General features: G+C 54.4%; 20 protein-coding genes. All 20 read right to left on the bottom strand.

Annotated elements, in window-relative coordinates:
- Positions 1 to 63: 63 nt before the first annotated feature.
- The 20 genes from PEH01S_RS31470 to spoIIIAG all read right to left on the bottom strand — a co-directional run bounded on the left by PEH01S_RS31470 (position 64) and on the right by spoIIIAG (position 18,006).
- Positions 64 to 264, bottom strand: coding sequence for a hypothetical protein (locus PEH01S_RS31470; protein WP_246063120.1), 201 nt, complete (start codon positions 262 to 264; stop codon positions 64 to 66).
- A 274-nt stretch (positions 265 to 538) separates the two neighbouring features.
- Entirely contained in the window at positions 539 to 1,339 is an 801-nt protein-coding gene (gene spo0A, locus PEH01S_RS31475) for a sporulation transcription factor Spo0A (RefSeq protein WP_025846909.1), read from the bottom strand.
- 285 nt (positions 1,340 to 1,624) lie between these two features.
- Positions 1,625 to 2,962 carry a SpoIVB peptidase gene (spoIVB, locus tag PEH01S_RS31480; protein ID WP_174807189.1) on the bottom strand — a complete coding sequence of 446 codons (1,338 nt, stop codon included), beginning with the start codon at positions 2,960 to 2,962 and terminating at the stop codon, positions 1,625 to 1,627.
- Between the two features lie 140 nt (positions 2,963 to 3,102).
- The gene (recN, locus tag PEH01S_RS31485; protein ID WP_127490158.1) at positions 3,103 to 4,803 is read right to left on the bottom strand and encodes a DNA repair protein RecN; all 1,701 of its coding nucleotides are present in this window, start codon (positions 4,801 to 4,803) and stop codon (positions 3,103 to 3,105) included.
- Positions 4,804 to 4,823: 20 nt separating this feature from the next.
- Complete coding sequence (ahrC, locus tag PEH01S_RS31490; RefSeq protein WP_025846915.1) at positions 4,824 to 5,273, bottom strand: transcriptional regulator AhrC/ArgR; 450 nt, start codon at positions 5,271 to 5,273, stop codon at positions 4,824 to 4,826.
- Between the two features lie 14 nt (positions 5,274 to 5,287).
- Positions 5,288 to 5,770 (bottom strand): hypothetical protein, encoded by a 483-nt coding sequence (locus tag PEH01S_RS31495; protein ID WP_127490160.1) that lies wholly within the window; start codon positions 5,768 to 5,770, stop codon positions 5,288 to 5,290.
- 70 nt (positions 5,771 to 5,840) lie between these two features.
- The gene (locus tag PEH01S_RS31500) at positions 5,841 to 6,677 is read right to left on the bottom strand and encodes a TlyA family RNA methyltransferase (RefSeq protein ID WP_025846919.1); all 837 of its coding nucleotides are present in this window, start codon (positions 6,675 to 6,677) and stop codon (positions 5,841 to 5,843) included.
- A 22-nt stretch (positions 6,678 to 6,699) separates the two neighbouring features.
- The gene (dxs, locus tag PEH01S_RS31505; RefSeq protein ID WP_246063121.1) at positions 6,700 to 8,607 is read right to left on the bottom strand and encodes a 1-deoxy-D-xylulose-5-phosphate synthase; all 1,908 of its coding nucleotides are present in this window, start codon (positions 8,605 to 8,607) and stop codon (positions 6,700 to 6,702) included.
- Between the two features lie 170 nt (positions 8,608 to 8,777).
- The gene (locus PEH01S_RS31510; RefSeq protein WP_127490161.1) at positions 8,778 to 9,683 is read right to left on the bottom strand and encodes a polyprenyl synthetase family protein; all 906 of its coding nucleotides are present in this window, start codon (positions 9,681 to 9,683) and stop codon (positions 8,778 to 8,780) included.
- Positions 9,680 to 9,937, bottom strand: a complete 258-nt coding sequence (gene xseB / locus PEH01S_RS31515) for an exodeoxyribonuclease VII small subunit (RefSeq protein WP_010499089.1) — start codon at positions 9,935 to 9,937, stop codon at positions 9,680 to 9,682. The genes PEH01S_RS31510 and xseB overlap by 4 nt, the downstream gene beginning before the upstream one ends.
- Positions 9,912 to 11,300, bottom strand: coding sequence for an exodeoxyribonuclease VII large subunit (gene xseA / locus PEH01S_RS31520; protein WP_025846924.1), 1,389 nt, complete (start codon positions 11,298 to 11,300; stop codon positions 9,912 to 9,914). The genes xseB and xseA overlap by 26 nt, the downstream gene beginning before the upstream one ends.
- Before the next feature lie 17 nt (positions 11,301 to 11,317).
- A complete protein-coding gene (gene folD / locus PEH01S_RS31525) occupies positions 11,318 to 12,178 on the bottom strand; it encodes a bifunctional methylenetetrahydrofolate dehydrogenase/methenyltetrahydrofolate cyclohydrolase FolD (RefSeq protein WP_025846926.1) in 861 nt (286 codons plus the stop codon).
- 29 nt (positions 12,179 to 12,207) lie between these two features.
- The gene (nusB, locus tag PEH01S_RS31530; protein ID WP_025846928.1) at positions 12,208 to 12,666 is read right to left on the bottom strand and encodes a transcription antitermination factor NusB; all 459 of its coding nucleotides are present in this window, start codon (positions 12,664 to 12,666) and stop codon (positions 12,208 to 12,210) included.
- Between the two features lie 129 nt (positions 12,667 to 12,795).
- Positions 12,796 to 13,035 (bottom strand): DUF2273 domain-containing protein, encoded by a 240-nt coding sequence (locus tag PEH01S_RS31535; RefSeq protein ID WP_025846929.1) that lies wholly within the window; start codon positions 13,033 to 13,035, stop codon positions 12,796 to 12,798.
- Between the two features lie 14 nt (positions 13,036 to 13,049).
- Complete coding sequence (gene amaP / locus PEH01S_RS31540) at positions 13,050 to 13,610, bottom strand: alkaline shock response membrane anchor protein AmaP (protein ID WP_127490162.1); 561 nt, start codon at positions 13,608 to 13,610, stop codon at positions 13,050 to 13,052.
- Positions 13,611 to 13,686: 76 nt separating this feature from the next.
- Entirely contained in the window at positions 13,687 to 14,097 is a 411-nt protein-coding gene (locus PEH01S_RS31545; protein ID WP_025846932.1) for an Asp23/Gls24 family envelope stress response protein, read from the bottom strand.
- Between the two features lie 93 nt (positions 14,098 to 14,190).
- A complete protein-coding gene (gene accC, locus PEH01S_RS31550; RefSeq protein ID WP_127490163.1) occupies positions 14,191 to 15,549 on the bottom strand; it encodes an acetyl-CoA carboxylase biotin carboxylase subunit in 1,359 nt (452 codons plus the stop codon).
- Between the two features lie 20 nt (positions 15,550 to 15,569).
- Positions 15,570 to 16,061, bottom strand: a complete 492-nt coding sequence (gene accB, locus PEH01S_RS31555; protein ID WP_127490164.1) for an acetyl-CoA carboxylase biotin carboxyl carrier protein — start codon at positions 16,059 to 16,061, stop codon at positions 15,570 to 15,572.
- A 337-nt stretch (positions 16,062 to 16,398) separates the two neighbouring features.
- Positions 16,399 to 17,310: a SpoIIIAH-like family protein gene (locus tag PEH01S_RS35080; RefSeq protein ID WP_164828107.1), complete on the bottom strand. Its 912-nt coding sequence runs from the start codon at positions 17,308 to 17,310 to the stop codon at positions 16,399 to 16,401.
- Positions 17,311 to 17,373: 63 nt separating this feature from the next.
- Positions 17,374 to 18,006, bottom strand: a complete 633-nt coding sequence (gene spoIIIAG / locus PEH01S_RS31565; protein WP_025846937.1) for a stage III sporulation protein AG — start codon at positions 18,004 to 18,006, stop codon at positions 17,374 to 17,376.
- Between the last annotated feature and the right edge of the window lie 169 nt (positions 18,007 to 18,175).

The following is an 18,175-nucleotide window of genomic DNA, read 5'->3' on the forward strand; positions in this document are numbered from 1 at the left end:
CCCACCGATAAGCCGCCGTTTTTTGTTTATGTGACTCTCCTCTATTGTCTTTGACTAATTAAGCTATTTCAAGCCGACTTGTGCTTTTGTCACAAGATTGCCGTCTTGGAATGCAAAATTAGCGTTTGCTCCAGGTGAACCTTCACCTTTGTACAAATAGCCGAAGGTGTAAGACTTTTCACCTTTCGTTCCAGCTTCGGCAACCAATTCGCCCGAACCCCCAATAATTTTGTTGACTTCAACGTAAGTCTGGCCCATTTTCAATCTTATCGAATTCCTCTTTCGTAATAGTTGCTTGCTTGACTCCGTCGTCTTTTCCCCTGCCGGAGTGTTTGCTTCTTTACCGGAGTACTTGCTTTCTTGGCAGTGTGCCGCTCCGCAACCACTAATCACAAAAAGTTCTTTCCAGTATATACCGTAATTCTACACTGGGAATGAACGGTATACTAGAGAATATTCGTTCGTCCATAATCAACGCAAAATTAAAAACGCCGGGCCCGTTAGGACCCGACGTATGATAACTCACTTATTGCTTCTTTCACGAAACTTTATGCTCAATCCGCAGCTTATCGGCCACCATCGCGATGAATTCGCTATTCGTCGGCTTCGCTTTGCTGATATTGATCGTATAGCCGAACAAATGCGAGATGCTGTCGATGTTGCCTCGTGTCCAAGCGACTTCGATCGCATGGCGAATCGCCCGCTCGACGCGGCTTGGCGTTGTTTTATACTTTTCGGCAATAGCCGGGTACAGCGTCTTCGTAATCGCCCCAAGAATTTCGATGTTGTTATATACCATCGTGATGGCTTCACGTAAATATTGGTAGCCTTTAATGTGAGCGGGCACGCCGATTTCGTGAATGATGGTTGTGATGTTGGCGTCCAAATTCTTGCCTTTCGGAAGCTGAACGACGTTCGCTTTCGACGGTGAGGACGAGGAGACCACAGGCAATTGGTTGGGGCTCACCAGCTGCCGAATCCGGTTTGTCAAAATTTCCATATCGAACGGTTTCAAAATGTAATACGAGGCGCCAAGCTGTACGGCTTTTTGGGTAATGTTTTCTTGACCGAAAGCAGTAAGCATGATGATCTTCGGCTGCGGATTCAAATCCATTTCGCGCAGCTTCTCAAGTACGCCAAGACCGTCCAGATGCGGCATGATGATGTCCAAAATCAACACGTCCGGTACCCGTGGGCCTTGCTCAATGAGTCGAAGCACATCATTTCCATTGTAAGCAACGCCGGTCACTTGCATATCGGCCTGATCATCGATGAATTCGGAAAGAAGGTTTGTAAATTCTCGGTTGTCGTCTGCTAAAAGAACTTCAATGGTTTGCAACGGTAAGCGCCTCCTTCATTTGCGGCAATTCGCTTTAGCATTTTTTACCTGCTATACAATTTCGACATGCACTTTAAAATTCCTTCTGTCGAATATTATTTTTCTGGATTTTTTCTGATTTTTATTTTATAATTAATAATTTACTCCACCATTATACATCATTCGACAAAGAACGATTAAAAGATACATAACGTATCCACATTCGAGAAATATGTAAACTTCGTCCCTAAACGATTCGAAACGGAGCAAAGATTTACGTACTTTGCACAAAAAAACCGAAGACCATTAACTGGCCTTCAGTTCTGTTGTTCCCGCACTGGAAGGACGAAGCATAATGCCTGCATCCTGCAGCATCCATTCGATGAAGCATCCGTAGCCGCTCGTCGGGTCATTGACGAAGACGTGGGTAACCGCTCCGATCACTTTTCCGTTCTGAATAATCGGGCTTCCGCTCATGCCTTGCACAATGCCTCCGGTCTTGTCCAGCAGACGGGAGTCGGTAATTTTGATCACCATCCCTTTGGTGGCCGGATAGTCCTGCTTCGCCACATGAACGACCTCGATATCGAACTTCTCCACCTTCTGACCGTTGACCACCGTGTAAATCTGCGCAGGTCCTTCCTTCACCTCTTCGGCGAAGGCGACGGGCAGTGCCTTGTCGCTGTAGCTGTGTCCCGGCGTCTCAAACATTTTACCGAAAATGCCGAACTGCGTATTTCTCTCGATATTGCCAATGGCTCTGCTTTCCTTGGAGAACTGGGCGCGCTTCTCCCCCGGCTCGCCGTTCTGGCTCTTCGAAATGGAAGTGACGTTCGAATGGACGATTTCTCCATTGCCCACCATGATCGGCACTTGCGTATCCATATCGGTAATGACGTGGCCAAGCGCTCCGTATACGCCTTGATCCGGGGCATAAAAGGTCAGCGTTCCAACCCCGGCGGCCGAATCGCGAATATACAGGCCAAGCCTGTACGCCTTGTCCACGATATCATAAGCAGGAGTAATCGGAATATCGAGCGTTTCGTTTCCGCGGCGGATCGTCAGCATAATCGGCTTTTTATCCTCTCCCGCTGCCTTGACAAGATCCGCTACCCGGCTTACGTCATTTACGGTTCGGCCGTTCATTTTGACGATAAGATCGCCGAGCTGCACCTTGGCTTCTTCGCCGGGAGACGTTTTACGGTCATCCGCGATCGCAACCAAATGATGCCCGACGATCATAATCCCGGCCGATTTCAGCTTCACGCCGATCGTCTGACCGCCCGGAATGACTTTCAAATCAGGAACGACATTGACTTTTACCGTCTTGAAAGGAATTTTCCCGAACAGCTTCAGCTTCATTTCAGCTTGTCCGGCTTGATAAGATTCAAGTGCAATAGGATGATGAAGATCCACTTGGAATGAGTGCCTTGCCGAGCCGTTAACCTTGAGCACTTCCGGATGGTTGACCGTCACTTGCGCGCTGACCGGCATCGCCAGCTTCAGTTGGGTTTGCTGTCCGGTAAAAAGCCGGAGCTCCTCGGGGAATGAGGCAAAACTGCGGAAAGGGGTGGTGAGGCTACCCAAACAAACGAAGAGGACGAGCAGTAATCCAATCAATCTTTTTCTATGGTTGGAACCCAATTCGCTCACGCTCCCTTGCTTCCTTTGCTTAGCGGCACGCGGCTTGCGATTTCCGGCTTCAAAGCTGGCTGCACCGCCGTTTGTGTACCTTTAAGGTAACCCCCGCCCTTTTCTTTTATAACTCCAAAATGCTCCCTCGGCTAGCTCATCTTTGCTTTCATGTTATCGGCAAGCGCAAGCATTTCCTGCGCGTGCTGGAGCGTTTTGTCGGTCACTTCGACGCCTCCCAGCATCCGGGCCAGCTCGTGAATGCGTTCTTCCGTATTCAAATCGTCTATATTTGTATAAGTGCGGTCTCCATCCGTCGTTTTATGAATGCGGTAATGCACGTCCGCCATGCAGGCGACCTGCGGCAAATGCGTAATGGAGAAGATTTGACAGCTTCGGGACAGCTTGGACATCTTCTCGGCAATCGCCTGCGCCGCGCGTCCGCTTACACCCGTATCCACTTCGTCGAAGACGAGTACGGGAATGCTGTCCACCCGGGCAAAAATCGATTTAAGCGCCAGCATCACCCGGGAGATTTCCCCGCCGGAAGCGATTTTGCTGAGAGCCCGCATCGGTTCTCCGGGATTGGCGGAAATCAGAAACTCGACCTGGTCGGCGCCTTCGCGCGTGAACTTCTTCTCCCCATGCGTATCAAAATGCACCCGGAATTGCGTCCGCTCCATCTGCAGCTCGCGGAGCTCCGCCACAATTTCCGCCGCGAGCTTATCGGCCACGATCATACGCTGCTCGGTCAGGACCGAAGCCAGCCGCTGTACTTGTTCAAGAGCCGCCGCTTCCTCTTTTTGCAGCTGTTGAAGCTTCTCGTCCTTGTTCTCGATCAAGTCCAGTTCCCGTTCTATTTTTTCAACATAAGCAAGGATATCTGAAACCGATTCCCCGTATTTTCTGCGAAGCGACGAGATCGTATCCAGCCTTTGCTCGATAAAATCCAATCTGGAAGGGTTGAACTCCACTTCATCGCGGTAATCGCGCACCTGGTAAGCGGCGTCTTCCAGCTGGTAAAAGGCCCCCTGCACCTGCTCGAGCAGCGGCTGAAGCTTAACGGGGTCCAGCGCGGCGATATCCTGAAGCTTCTGGACGGCGCGGCCGACGGCATCCAGTCCTTTGCTCCCCCCGTACAGCAGATCGTAAGCGTCCGAAGCATTCTGGAACAGACGTTCCGCATTGACCAGCTTTCGCTTCTCATCGGCGAGCGCCTCGTCTTCTCCCGCTTTCAGCTTGGCCGAACGGATCTCCTCCACCTGAAACCGGTACAAGTCCATCATTTGCAGCGCTTGCTTGCTTGTTTCCTGCAGCTCCTTGACTTGCTTACGAATGCCTTGGTAGAGATCGTACGCCTCCTGATAAGCAAGCTTGGCAGGCAAAATCTGCGGCTCGCCGAACATGTCGAGCCAACGGATATGCTCCTCCACCCGGAACAACGATTGGTGCTCGTGCTGTCCGTGAATATTGACAAGCCAATCCCCGATCTCCCTAAGCACCGCCCGGTTGACCAACTGTCCGTTCACGCGGCTGGTGCTTTTGCCTTGAGCCGTGATTTCTCTGCGAATAATAAGATGCTCCTCCGGGTCGGCTTCTATTCCCACCCCGGACAAAATATTCCAGACAGGATGATCCTTCCCGATCTGATACAGCGCTTCGATCGTCGCTTTGTCGCTCCCGTAGCGGACTAAATCCGAAGAGCTTCGGCCCCCGGCAATTAGACCGAGCGCGTCGATGATGATCGATTTGCCTGCACCCGTTTCCCCTGTCAAGACGTGAAATCCGGTTTTACAATGCAATTCGACATGTTCGATAACCGCCAGATGGCGGATGGATAGTTCCAGCAGCATAAGCTACACCTCTTTGGAGATTAACTGAGCATTCCCAGGATTTGATTAACGATATGGGTGCTATGGTCCTTGGTCCGGCAAATGATCAGAATCGTGTCGTCCCCGCTGATCGTTCCCATAATCTCATTCCATTCCAGACTATCGATGAGCGCCGCAATCGCATTCGCCGTCCCCGGCAAGCTTTTGAGCACGACGAGATTCTCGGTATGGTCAATATGCACAAAATGATCGTTAAGCGCCCGCCGCAAGCGCTGCAGCGGATTGTAGCGTTGATCGGCCGGCATGGAATATTTGTACCTTCCGTCGTCCAGCGGCACTTTAATCAGGTGCATTTCTTTGATATCCCGGGAAATGGTCGCCTGCGTCACATGAAAGCCGGCTTTGCGAAGCTGCTCGACGAGCTCGTCCTGCGTTTCGATTTCATTGTTGGTGATGATCTCTCGTATTCTAATATGTCGTTGGCCTTTCATGGCATCCTCCCTGATTATGGGGTCTCGGTATCGTCATCCTCGGCTTGCAGTTCGAACACATAGCAGTCCACCGTTTGTTCAGGTACATTGACGTATAATACTCCTGCCGTTTTCGGGTATAGCAGTTGATACACGAGCAGATGGTCGCGGACGCCGCTTCCGGTCCTCTCCATCGGTTTACGCTCTTTTGCTGTCTTGACGATGTAATAGCGGCCGTTGTTCTCTGCGATGTAATCGACGAACAGCCGGCTTTGAAGCGTTTCGCCGCGGTTGACTTTGATGTGTAAGGGAATGCGTTTCTTCCCGCTGAGGACCGAATAGCCGCGCGCCTCGAGAAGCTTCGTCGCTTCATCCTCCGGCACCTCCGCATCGGCGAGAAATTCGAACGGAGGCCCGTCCTCTACGGCTTCCTTCAGCTTGCTCCGGGCATAAAAATACACCCAGGCTCCCAGTGCCAGCGCCACCAAAAACACAATCAAGCCGTCCCCGCTTTGCATGGAATCACCTCGAAGGAATATTCGAGAAACCGTATCCAAATTCCTGTGTAAAGGCAAAAAAACTCATCCGTCAAGATGAGCTCTGCATGCTTTGCGACTCTTGGGTGACCTCTCGGATCAACCGGTCCAGTTCGGGACCGGACAACCCGGGCTCGTCCATATGGAGAAGATGTACTAAAAATTCAATGTTGCCTTCGCCGCCCTTAATCGGGGAGTAGGTCAGCCCCCGAATGGCGTAACCGATCTCTTGGGCAAACCGGAGAATGTCCTCCAGCACCTCTTGATGGACCCGGGGATCGCGAACGACGCCGGATTTACCTACCTTCTCCCGGCCCGCTTCGAATTGCGGCTTAATTAAGGCAACGACTTGCCCTTTCGGCGCAAGCAGCTGCTTCAACGGAGGCAAAATGAGCTTTAACGAAATGAAGGACACGTCGATCGAGGCAAATGTCGGCTCCGGTCCCTGCAAGTCGCCCGGCTGCATGTAGCGGAAATTGGTCCGCTCCATCACGCTGACTCTGGGGTCCTTGCGCAGCGACCAATCCAACTGGTTGTAGCCGACATCGACCGCATAAACGTGAACCGCCCCGTTTTGCAGCGCGCAATCGGTAAATCCTCCTGTCGAAGCGCCGATGTCCAGCATCGTGACGCCCTGCAGGTCGATACCGAATACGTTGAGCGCCTTCTCCAACTTCAGCCCGCCGCGGCTGACGTAAGGGTGAACCGCACCCTTGACGATCAGCCGGGACGTGCGGGCAATCTTCGTTCCGGCTTTGTCGACCGGAACGTCGTCTACCAGCACCAATCCGGCCATAATGGCCGCCTTGGCCTTTTCTCTTGTTTCGTAGTAGCCCTGCTCGACGAGCAGGACATCGAGTCGTTCTTTTTCCGCTTTGTCCGCAGCCATGAAATGCTCCTACCTCGTATTGTTAGGCCCGCTGCCGTCTACGCGGAACGAGCGCCTGCAGTTCCGATACGAGCCGCTCGGCTGTAAATCCGACCTCTTTGCGCTGCTCCTTGACGGAGCCGTGCTCGACGAAATAATCCGGCACGCCGATAATTTTGATTCGCAGGCCGTACACATTGTGCTGCGAGTAATGCTCCAGCACGCCGCTGCCGAAGCCTCCGAGCGCCGCTCCTTCTTCCAAGGTGAGGATCGGAATGTCTTCTTTTGCCAATTGGAGCAGCATCGCCTCGTCCATCGGCTTGATAAACCGCGCGTTGATGACGCGAACTTGAACGCCTTCCTTGCTCATCGCCTCGGCCGCTTCCAGCGCGAGCGGAATCATCGGGCCGACGGCCAGGATCGCCGCATCGCTTCCCGGACGAAGCACTTCCCATGTGCCGATCGGAATGGGCTGAAGCGTCTCGTCGATCGGCACCCCGAGTCCGTTTTCCCGCGGATAACGGTAAGCGATCGGGCCTTCGTTGTACTCGAAAGCCGTCTTCATCATATGCCGCAGCTCGTTCTCGTCCTTCGGCATCATCAGCACCATATTCGGGATGCTGCGCAAGTACGCAATATCGTACACCCCTTGATGCGTCTCGCCGTCCGGACCGACAAAGCCCGCGCGGTCGATGGCGAATACGACGTTCAGGTTCGCGCGGCAAATATCATGCACAACCTGGTCGTAAGCGCGCTGCAGGAAGGTCGAGTAAACGGCAAATACCGGCTTCAATCCTTCCTCCGCCAGACCTGCGGAAAACGTGGCGGCATGCTGCTCCGCAATCCCTACGTCGAACATCCGGCCGGGAAACTCCTTAGCAAAGCCGAGCAGACCCGAACCGCCGGGCATCGCCGGGGTAATCGCTACAATACGCTCGTCCTGCTTCGCCAGCTCAATGAGCGTGCTTCCGAACACTTCCGTATACATCGGAGGGCCGACCGTCTTGAGGACTTGGCCGGATTCGATTTTGTACGGGCTGATGCCGTGCCATTTGTGGGAATCCGCCTCGGCTGGCGAATACCCCTTGCCTTTGGTCGTGATCACATGCACAAGCACAGGCCCGTTGACCTTGTCGGCTTGTTTCATGGTGTCGAGCAGCAGCGGCAAGTTGTGGCCGTCCACAGGTCCCAGATACGTCAGGCCGAGCTCTTCGAACCAAACGCCGGGGACAACCAAATATTTGAACGAATCCTTCACCCGTTCCGCCGTCTTCGCCAACGTGCCGCCGATGGCCGGAATCTTTTTGATCAGGTGCTCGAATTCTTCCTTTGCCTTCACATAGTGGCGGTCCGAACGAATCCGCGCCAAATAATGGCTGAGCGCTCCGACGTTCGGGGCGATGGACATTTCGTTGTCGTTCAGAATGACCATCAGCTTCCGCTTCTCGTGGCCGATATGGTTCAGCGCCTCCAGAGCCATGCCGCCGGTGAGCGCTCCGTCGCCGATCATGGCAATGATCCGGTTCGTCTCGCCCTTCAAATCGCGGGCGACGGCCATCCCCATCGCAGCGGACAACGAAGTGCTGCTGTGGCCGGCTTCCCAGACGTCATGCTCGCTTTCGGAACGTTTCACGAAGCCGCACAGGCCTTTATATTTGCGCAATGTATCGAACTTGTCTTTACGTCCGGTTAAAATCTTATGAACATACGACTGATGACCGACATCGAAAATAAATTTATCCTTCGGACTGTCGAACAAATAGTGCATAGCAATCGTTAACTCGACAACGCCAAGGTTGGGCGCGAGGTGACCGCCGGTGACCGAAAGCTTCTCGACAAGAAACTGTCTTGTTTCCTCTGCCACTTGCTCCAGCTGTTCCACAGTCAGACGTTTCAAGTCCTCAGGCTGATGAATGTGATCGAGCAGCACGCTTGTTCCCTCGCTTTCCATAATTGGAGTATGCCTAACGAATGGCAGGTTAGAGTCGGTAACGATCCGCTTCTTTGCACAAGCTATGTAATGTGCTTGAATACGATGCCATTATAGCACAGGACCGTCACGCGCTCAAACGGGACCGGTGCAATAGCAGCCGCGCTATCGGCGGCCGAACCGGGTTAACGCTAATGGTCGCGCTTCATTAAATAATCCGCAAGCTCCAGCAGCCGCTCCGGCTGCGGGAAATCCGCCGCCAAGATCGCTTCCTTCGCCTCGCGCGTCAGCTCCCCGACCTTCGCAATCGACGCTTCAATCCCGATAAAATAAGGGTAGGTTACTTTCTGCTGTTTGACGTCGCTCTGTACGGGTTTGCCGAGCTTGCTTTCGTCTCCGATCAGATCGAGCACGTCGTCCTGGATTTGAAACGCCAGCCCGAGGCACGTGCCGAAGCGTTCCAAGGCGGCCAACTGGGCTTCGGCAGCTCCTGCGATCCGGCCTCCGGCTTTCAAGGAAAAGACAATCAAGTCGCTCGTCTTGTGCAGATGGATGTACTCCAGCTCTTCCAGCTTCGTTACCCCTTGCTCACCCAGCATGTCCGCCGCTTGACCGCCGACCATGCCGGGGGCTCCGGAGAGCCGGGACAGCTCTTCGACGATGTCGATCACGCGGTCGGCCGGAATGTTATGCTTCCTCGCGGATTGAACGACCGAGAAGAACGCATGGGTCAGCAAGGCGTCGCCGGCCAGAATCGCCATCGCTTCGCCGTAAACCTTATGATTCGTCGGTTTCCCCCGCCGGAAGTCGTCGTTGTCCATCGCGGGAAGATCGTCATGAATAAGCGAATACGTATGGATCATCTCCACGGCCAACGCTGCGGGAACGGCCGCTTCCGGGCTGCCGCCCAGCGCTTCGGCCGCCGCCAGCACCAGAATCGGCCGCAGCCGCTTGCCGCCCGCCATCAAGGAGTACATCATCGACTCGCGAAGCGGCTCGGGAATCGCCCACGGCGACGGAATCGACTGCCGGAGCTCCCGCTCTACGAGCGCAGCCATATCTCGAATGTATTCTTGGATGCCGGATGATTCGTTCATCGGTTGTCCCCTTTATCGGTTTCCTGCGGCTGGAAAGGCTTTTTCGTCAGACCGCCCTCTTCTTCCAGCAAAATTTCGATTTTTCGTTCTACCTGCTCCAGCTTCTGTCCGCACAATTGAGACAGCTTCATTCCCTCTTGAAACAGCTCGATCGCCTTCTCCAGCGGAATATCCCCGCTTTCGAGCTGTGCCACAATGCGCTCAAGCTGGTCCATCGCCTGCTCGAAGCTAGGCGTCGCTTCCTGATTTGACATCGCTTTTCTCCTCCGTCTTCTCCTCCATAGACCACACATGACAATCGATCCGTCCGTCCATCAGGCGCAGCTTCAAAATATCCCCAATTTGCACCTGCTTGATCGATTTCACGAGCTGTTTCTCTTTTTCGTCATATACGAGACCGTACCCCCGCTGCATGATCTTGAGCGGGCTGAGCGCATCCAACTGGCGTATGGACGATACGAGCTCCTGCTGCTTGCGCCTCAGCACCGCCTGCATCGTCTGGCGAAGCTGACGGGCGGACGCGTCCAGCCGCTTCCGGGAGTAAACGACCTGCTCCTTCGGGTTAAACGAAGCGAGCTGCCGGTCGGCCTTCATCAGCCGCTCATGGCTTTTCGTCAGGCGGCTGCGCATTTTGTAACCGAGCTGCTCGCGCATGCGGTCAAGACGCTCCGCGGGCTGCAGCAGCAGCTGCCGTCGGGGATTTGTCAGGTACGGCGACCGCTGGAGCCGCTTCAGCCGCTCTTTGCTCCGCTCAAGCTGCTGGGTCAACCCGCCGTACAATTGCTGGCGCAAGTAGCCGATCTGCTGCTTCAGCTCCATATGATGCGGAACGGCCAGCTCGGCGGCGGCCGTCGGAGTCGGCGCGCGCAGGTCGGCGACGAAGTCCGCGATCGTGAAATCCGTTTCGTGGCCAACCGCCGAAATGATCGGCAGACTCGAAGCAAAGATCGCCCGGGCCACCGCCTCTTCGTTGAAGGCCCACAGCTCCTCGAGCGATCCGCCTCCGCGGCCGACGATCAGCACGTCGACTTCGTTCCTGGCATTCATCTCCTCGATCGCTCTCACAATCGAAGGGGCAGCTTGCTTGCCCTGTACAAGCGCCGGGTACAGCAGCACGGGAACGGTCGGATGACGGCGCTGCAGCGTGATAATAATATCGCGTACCGCCGCGCCCGTCGGCGACGTTATGACCCCGATGGCGCGCGGAAAGCGCGGAATCGGCTTCTTTCTCGCGGGAGCGAACAAGCCTTCGGCTTCCAGCTTTTTCTTCAGCTGCTCGAATGCCAGGTACAAGCTCCCGATGCCGTCCGGCTGCATTTGCGTGACATAAAACTGGTACTGTCCGTCCCGTTCGTACACCGAGATGTTCCCGCAGGCGACCACCTTCGTCCCTTCCCGGGGAAGGAACGGAAGCCGCTGGTTGTAGGAGGCGAACATAATGCTTTTTAACCGGCTGTCCGCATCTTTTAACGTAAAATACATATGGCCGCTGGAGTGGTGGGTAAAATTGGAAATTTCACCCCGCACCCAAACGTCCTGCAGCCGGTCGGTGCCCTCAAGCAGCATTTTAATGTATCGATTCAGCTCTTTGATCGATAAAATTTGTTTTTCTTTCATAACTACGCCCGTTACCGCTAGTTGGTTGCAGAAGCCGCACGTTGTGCCGCTTCAAGCGTATTGCGAAGCAGGATCGTAATCGTCATCGGACCGACGCAGCCCGGCACCGGCGTTACATAGCTTGCCGTTTCCAGCACGTCGTCAAAATCGACGTCTCCCGCCAGCTTGCCGGTATCGAGCCGGTTGATGCCCACGTCGACGACAACGGCTCCCGGCTTGATGTGGCTGCGGTTAATCATCTTCGCTTTACCGACCGCCGCAATCAAAATATCCGCCTGGCGCGTAATTTCTTCCATATTTTTCGTGCGCGAATGACACACCGTGACGGTCGCATTCTCGCGAAGCAGCAAAATCGCCATCGGCTTGCCGACGATGTTGCTGCGGCCGATCACGACGGCATGCTTGCCGGCGATTTCCACGCCGACTTTCTTGAGAATCTCAATAACGCCTGCAGGCGTACAAGGAGCCGGTCCTTCCTTGCCGATCATCAGGTTGCCCACATTGACCGGATGGAAGCAGTCGACGTCTTTTTCGACCGCGATCGCTTCGACGACCCGTTCCTCCGAGATATGTCCCGGCAGCGGCGATTGGACAAGAATGCCGTGAATCGCCTTATCGCCGTTCAGCTTGGAGATGAGAGCCAGCACTTCCGCCTCCGGCGTATTTTCCGGAAGCTTGTACACTTCGGAATGCATGCCCGCTTCTTCGCAGGCTTTCGCTTTATTGCGCACGTAGACGTGCGAGGCCGGGTCGTCTCCGACGATGACCACCGCAAGGCCGGGCTGTACCCCTTGCTGCTTCAACTGCTCGACTTGCTGCTTAATATCGGCGCGGTAAGCGCTGACGATTTCTTTGCCGTTAATGATTTGCGCGGACATGCTTGTTTTCCCCTTTCGCTAGGTAGCTTCTACGCTTCGGACGAACGGCTGCGGATCGTCTCCAGATCTTTGATCATTTTGCCGAGCACGCCGTTGACGAACTTCCCCGATTCCTCCGTGCCAAAATTTTTGGCCATTTCGATCGCTTCGTTCACGACGACCTTCGGCGGCACATCTTCCCGAAACACCATTTCGTACGTGGCAAGCCGCATAATTTCCCGGTCTACCTTGGACAGCCTGTCCATCTGCCAGCCCTTCAAATAATCGGAAAGCAGGCCGTCGATTTGCCGCTTGTGCTGCATCGTGCCTTCCACGAGCTCAAGCACCTCATGAGGCACAATCTGATCGCGCTCCCGCGTCAGCTGCGCCTCGTCCTCCGTCCGCGCTTCTTCGATTACGTGCGCGATGGCCTCGGCCGCTGTCGCTTCGTTCATTTCGATCTGATATAAGCTTTGCACCGCAAGCTCTCTTGCCAATCTTCGTCTCATCCGATCAAATCCTCCTGTGGGTTTCCACTTGCTTCACCAGAATAAACCGGCTGCGTCTTCCCCGTCTTGAATTGAAGACTTATAAATTCTTATTAACCGAAAAAAATCCTTGGGCGTCATCCAAGGATTTTAGCGGAACAGTCTCCATTTGTCCATTAGCCAGCGCCAAGTGTCTTCTACGGGAAACACCGGCTCGTTCCGGTCCAACCTTTTCCCTATGTAGTATCCAGTATATACGATCAGGACAAAGATTAACATACGCCAGAAGCCGAAGAACAAATAAATGAGGCCAAGGGCACTCCCGGCCAAGACGCCGATCGTCTTACCCCTGTGCTGTTCCCACAGCTGCTCCCAAATTCGCATCCACATCCGGGGGCTCACCTCTATTCCACTCGACTTTTGAAGGTCGGGGACGATTGTTGAATATTCGCGATAAATACCGTGACGAAAGCGACGGGAATCCCGGTAATTTCCTCAATATGCCGCTTCACGTTCGCCTGCATCTCTTCGGTCATTGCCGGAATGGAATTTTCGCCGTCCACGATGGCGCGAATGACGATTTCAAGGCCGGATTGATTCACTTTGACGCGGGCGCGCAAATCTTGAACCCCACGCGTACGGCCTGCCGCCTTCAACGACAAGTTCTCCATCGTATCGAGCGAAATCCGGATGTCTCCGAATTCGGTCCGCTGATCGATGGATGGGGACGAAGCTTTGCCGCGCCTTACGGACAAATACAGGAAGCGAAGGCTAAGCAGCGCAGCCACCACCGTAGAGCTGATGAAAATAATCGCCGTTCTTAAATCGTAATACACGTCGTGAGCGAAGTTGCCCGCCGTTTCGAAGGAAATCAGGCCGAATGCAGCGAACAGCAGAATGAACGTTGCGATCAGCACGGCCAAGCTGAAAATAAAGAGCAGCAGTCTGTCGAGAACTTTTACCACGAATCCTGACTCCTTCCTAAGATGGAGGAAACCCCCAAACGGTGAAGGATGGGGGTTCAACCGGGGTATTTATAAATTATTTTACGCGCTGTGCGGGCGTTTCCGGCTCTTCGACTTTGTCCGCACCTTTGAAAATGACGTCATGAATGTGAACGTTCACCTGAACGACGCTAAGTCCGGTCATTGATTCGATTGCCTGTTTCACATTATGTTGAACCGCGCTTGCAACCTCCGGAATCCGCGTCCCGAATTCGATGACGACAGACACGTCAATCGCCGCTTCACGCTGGCCTACTTCGACTTTTACGCCTTTGGACATATTTTTGCGTCCGAGAAACTCGGCGATATCTCCGGCAAATCCGCCGCTCATGCCTGCAACGCCGGGCACTTCCACGGTGGCCATACCGGCGATGACCTCGATCACCTCCGGAGCGATCTGAATTGTGCCCATCTCGGTCTTCTCGTAATCCGCTGCCAGTGTACTCATGGTCAGGACCTCCTAAACATTTGGCTTGCCCACACCTAGTCTTATTGTATACTATACCATTCCCCTAAAAATATGACAACGAAGTGAACGGGCTTAAGAGTCCGGATCGTTCACGTCATGCTCTTCCAAGAACTTGATATCGAAGTCGCCGGCCAGAAACTTTTTGTGCTCCAACAGCTTCAGATGGAACGGGATTGTCGAATGGATGCCTTCGATCGTAAATTCGGCCAGAGCGCGCTTCATTCGCTGGATCGCATCGTGTCGGTCCGCTCCCCACACGATCAGCTTCGCGATCATCGAATCGTAGTGAGGCGGAATCGTGTAGCCGGGATAAGCGGCGCTGTCGACACGGACGCCGAAGCCGCCGGGCGGCAAATAAAATTTGATTTGACCCGCGGACGGCATGAAATTGCGCTCCGGGTCTTCCGCGTTGATCCGGCATTCGATCGCCCAGCCCTTGATGCGGACCTCGTCCTGGGTAAACGAAAGCGGCTCGCCTTCCGCGACACGGATCATTTCTTTAATAATATCGATGCCCGTAATCAGCTCCGTAACCGGGTGCTCTACCTGAATCCGGGTGTTCATCTCCATAAAGTAAAACTGTCCGTCCGGTCCAAGCAAAAACTCGAGCGTACCGGCGCCGGAATAATTGACGGCTTTGGCCGCGCGGACAGCCGCTTCGCCCATCCGTTCGCGGATTTCCTCGGTCAGAATCGGACAAGGCGCTTCCTCCACCAGCTTCTGGCGGCGGCGCTGCACCGAACAATCGCGCTCGCCCAGGTGCACCACGTTGCCGTGCTTGTCGGCCAGCACCTGAATTTCGACGTGCTTCATCCCCGTCAAATATTTCTCCAAATAAACTCCCGCGTTGCCGAACGCTTTTTGCGCTTCCTGCTGGGCGGTCGTAATTTGCTGAATCAGCATCTCTTCGTTCTCGGCCAGGCGAATGCCTTTGCCTCCGCCCCCGGCCGTCGCTTTGATAATGATCGGATAGCCGATCTCGCGGCCCAGCCGGACCGCCTCGTCCATATCCTCGACAAGGCCGTCGGAGCCCGGGATAACGGGAACGCCCGCTTCCTTCATCGTCTGCTTCGCGACGGATTTGTCGCCCATCTTGCTGATCGCTTCCGGAGAAGGACCGATGAACGTAATGTTGCAGCTTTCGCAAATTTCGGCGAAGTCGGCGTTCTCCGCCAAAAAGCCGTATCCCGGATGAATCGCGTCGGTTTCCGTTAACGTCGCGACGCTCATCAAATTCGTGTAATTCAAATAGCTGTCTTTGGAAGCCGTAGGTCCGATACAATAGGCTTCGTCCGCCAAACGGACATGCAGCGCATCGCGGTCCGCTTCCGAGTAGACCGCGACCGTAGAAATTCCGAGCTCACGGCATGCGCGAATAATGCGCACGGCGATTTCCCCACGGTTGGCGATCAATACTTTTTGAAACTTCAATGGGTTCTCCTCCTAGCGGATTATTCCGGTTTCACCAGGAACAACGGTTGGCCGTACTCTACCAGCTGGCCGTTCTCGACCAGCACTTCGACGATCTGGCCTTTGACTTCGGCTTCGATCTCGTTCATCAGCTTCATCGCCTCGATAATGCAGACGATCGTCGTTTCCTTCACATTGCTGCCTTTGGAAACGAACGGCGCCGCTCCCGGAGCCGGCGCTTCGTAGAAGGTGCCGACCATCGGGGAAACGATCGTATGTAGATTGGATTGGGCTGCTGCCGGAGGCTCGGCTGCCGGTATGTTGGCCGCTGCGGACGTCTGAACGACGGCTTGAGGAGCAGGCTGCTGGGCAACGACGCCGGCTGCAGACTGGACGGAGGTGACGACGACTTGCTCGGTTTTATTCGGTTTACGGATTAAAAGGCGGGAGCCTTCGTTTTCGATCTCTAGTTCTTGCAAAGATGTTTGATCCACCAGCTTGATCAATTCTTTAATTTCGCTTAACTTAAACACGGAATTCACTCCTTTGGGCATCTTGCTGACGGCTGCACCGCAAGCCTCGGCACGCCCCGACAAGCGGCGCGCGAACCGACGGCTTGTCCCGCGGCGGCGGTCAACACCGTAAAACAAACGACGTTGTTATTATAACACAATCTTCCGGTAAGAAAAGAGTTTCCTTGCTCCGGAAGCAATGCCGCTCTCCAGCTCCATCGGATTCCCGAAAAAGCCGCCGCGAATAAAAACAGAATATGGTGAAAATAATCGAAGAATGGCGAAAAAAGAAGAGCCCGGTTTCCCGGACTCTCCTCGCCAGTCTATTTCTTATTGTCTACCGGCCGCAGATTCCGGTTTAAGGAACCATTTGCACCGATACGCTGTCAGGGCCGACATTCAGTTCTTTGATCGTCTTGTCGATGATGCTGAGCGCCTGGCTTTTCTCCAGCTTGCTTGCTTGGACGGTAACCTTCCATTTGTTGGCATCTTGAGTGACAACGGCTTGCGGGAAATCTTTCGTCAAGCTTTCTTCAAGATTCGTGACCTTAGCTTCCATATCTTCGATTTTCCGCAGCTCCTCCTGCGCCTTGACAGCCGCTTCGGCCGTCTGTTTCGTATCGGAGATGATCGTCAGAAGCTGCTCGGCTTTTTTCGCATTTTCTTCGTCGCGCTTAAGCTGAAGGTTCGTAAAGTAATCGCTCCCCGATTGGGCATGTGCCTGCGCTTGTACCTGCTGCAGCACTTTGGCGTCCGTTTCGTTTTTGGAGACCGGCTGTGCGGCGATCGACGACGTCTCTGCTCCTGTGCTGCTGGATTTGTCGCCCTTCCCAGGCTTTTGCTCCGGTTTGCCTTCCGGCTTTTGTTCAGGCTTGCCTTCGGGCTTCTGCTCCGGTTTACCCTCCGGTTTTGGTTCCGGCTTCACCTCAGGCTTTTGTTCGGGCTTCACTTCCGGCTTCTGTTCCGGTTTTACTTCCGGCTTCTGCTCGGGTTTCATCTCGGGCTTTTGCTCCGGTTTCTGTTCCGGTTTCACTTCCGGCTTCTGTTCGGGTTTCATTTCCGGCTTTTGCTCGCCTCTCGGACCGGCGTTCGCGTCCGTCGCTGCCGGATGCATCGCATCCGTTTGCCCGGCATTGATCGTCATTTCCTTCGGCGTCGTACCCGTTACTTCCACATTGCCCACGTCTTCCGTAAACAGGTAGTAGGCGGAAAGCACCACCATCAAACTAAGCATGGATACAAGCCAAATGGTTTGTCTTTTCGAGTTCATTGCATATCCTCCTTAACGTTTATCCTTGTTTAAATTGAATGTATCGCACCGGCCTCGTAAGGCTTATTGCTTGCGAGGCTGGATCGATATCCGGTGGGCAGGAACGTCCAACCCGCGCTCTACCGCTTCGGTAATCATTTTTTTCACCGTCAGGTTTTCCGCGCCCTTGGCGACGACGAGCACGCCGCGGATTTTCGGCTTAATCGTCTTGAGGACGAGCGGCTGCTTGCCTCCCGAAACCTCGTAGAGCACTACTTCGCCATTGCGGGTCACGTCGGTGATATGTCTCGTGGCCCCCTGCGGATCTTTTTCATTGGTAATTTGCTGCGTTTCCTTGGTGTTGCGCTCGACGTTCAGTTCCTCCGTCGATTCAATGGTCACCAGCACTTCCACATCGCCTACTCCGACGATTTTCGTCAAGATGTCTCTGAGCTCGGTTTCATACGCTTCCTCGTAATCCTTGAATAGGCTACGCTCTTTGCTTCCCTGACCGAAAGCCGGCTTGGTCTGATCGGGAGGAGACGCCCGCCCCGTGCCGATGGGATCCACCTCCTTCACGGCGATAAACGAGTTCAGAATCATAAACGCCGCGCCCACGAGTCCAAGCAGAAGCACCCATCGAAACGTCTGCACCCGCTTGGGACCGCCCGGGCCGCCGCCAAGCCACGACTGCATCCATCTCCGCATCTCTCCCATCGCATCACCTCCCCACCGCCAGCTCGAGCCGGATTTGCTCTTCGCCTACCTGCCAATCCTGCTCCAACAACAGTAATATTTGCGTCTTTTTCTGCATCCATTCAGGCGGAAGCTTATTTTCATCGGACTCGCCGTTTTTCATCCGGGAAACGGGCCTCGATTGCGGCTC

It is taken from the genome of Paenibacillus ehimensis NBRC 15659, assembly GCF_004000785.1.
GTDB classification, from domain to species: domain Bacteria; phylum Bacillota; class Bacilli; order Paenibacillales; family NBRC-103111; genus Paenibacillus_G; species Paenibacillus_G ehimensis.

Coding starts and splice junctions, on each gene's coding strand:
- PEH01S_RS31500 (WP_025846919.1), bottom strand. CDS start 6,677: ATGGCTGCGGACAAAGCGGAAAAAGAACGACTCGATGTCCTGCTCGTC.
- nusB (WP_025846928.1), bottom strand. CDS start 12,666: ATGAGACGAAGATTGGCAAGAGAGCTTGCGGTGCAAAGCTTATATCAG.
- spoIIIAG (WP_025846937.1), bottom strand. CDS start 18,006: ATGGGAGAGATGCGGAGATGGATGCAGTCGTGGCTTGGCGGCGGCCCG.
- dxs (WP_246063121.1), bottom strand. CDS start 8,607: ATGGAAAGCGAGGGAACAAGCGTGCTGCTCGATCACATTCATCAGCCT.
- xseB (WP_010499089.1), bottom strand. CDS start 9,937: ATGTCAAATCAGGAAGCGACGCCTAGCTTCGAGCAGGCGATGGACCAG.
- recN (WP_127490158.1), bottom strand. CDS start 4,803: ATGCTGCTGGAACTATCCATCCGCCATCTGGCGGTTATCGAACATGTC.
- ahrC (WP_025846915.1), bottom strand. CDS start 5,273: ATGAAAGGCCAACGACATATTAGAATACGAGAGATCATCACCAACAAT.
- PEH01S_RS31545 (WP_025846932.1), bottom strand. CDS start 14,097: ATGAGTACACTGGCAGCGGATTACGAGAAGACCGAGATGGGCACAATT.
- xseA (WP_025846924.1), bottom strand. CDS start 11,300: ATGAAAGAAAAACAAATTTTATCGATCAAAGAGCTGAATCGATACATT.
- PEH01S_RS31510 (WP_127490161.1), bottom strand. CDS start 9,683: ATGAACGAATCATCCGGCATCCAAGAATACATTCGAGATATGGCTGCG.
- PEH01S_RS35080 (WP_164828107.1), bottom strand. CDS start 17,310: ATGAACTCGAAAAGACAAACCATTTGGCTTGTATCCATGCTTAGTTTG.
- PEH01S_RS31495 (WP_127490160.1), bottom strand. CDS start 5,770: ATGCAAAGCGGGGACGGCTTGATTGTGTTTTTGGTGGCGCTGGCACTG.
- folD (WP_025846926.1), bottom strand. CDS start 12,178: ATGTCCGCGCAAATCATTAACGGCAAAGAAATCGTCAGCGCTTACCGC.
- PEH01S_RS31535 (WP_025846929.1), bottom strand. CDS start 13,035: ATGTGGATGCGAATTTGGGAGCAGCTGTGGGAACAGCACAGGGGTAAG.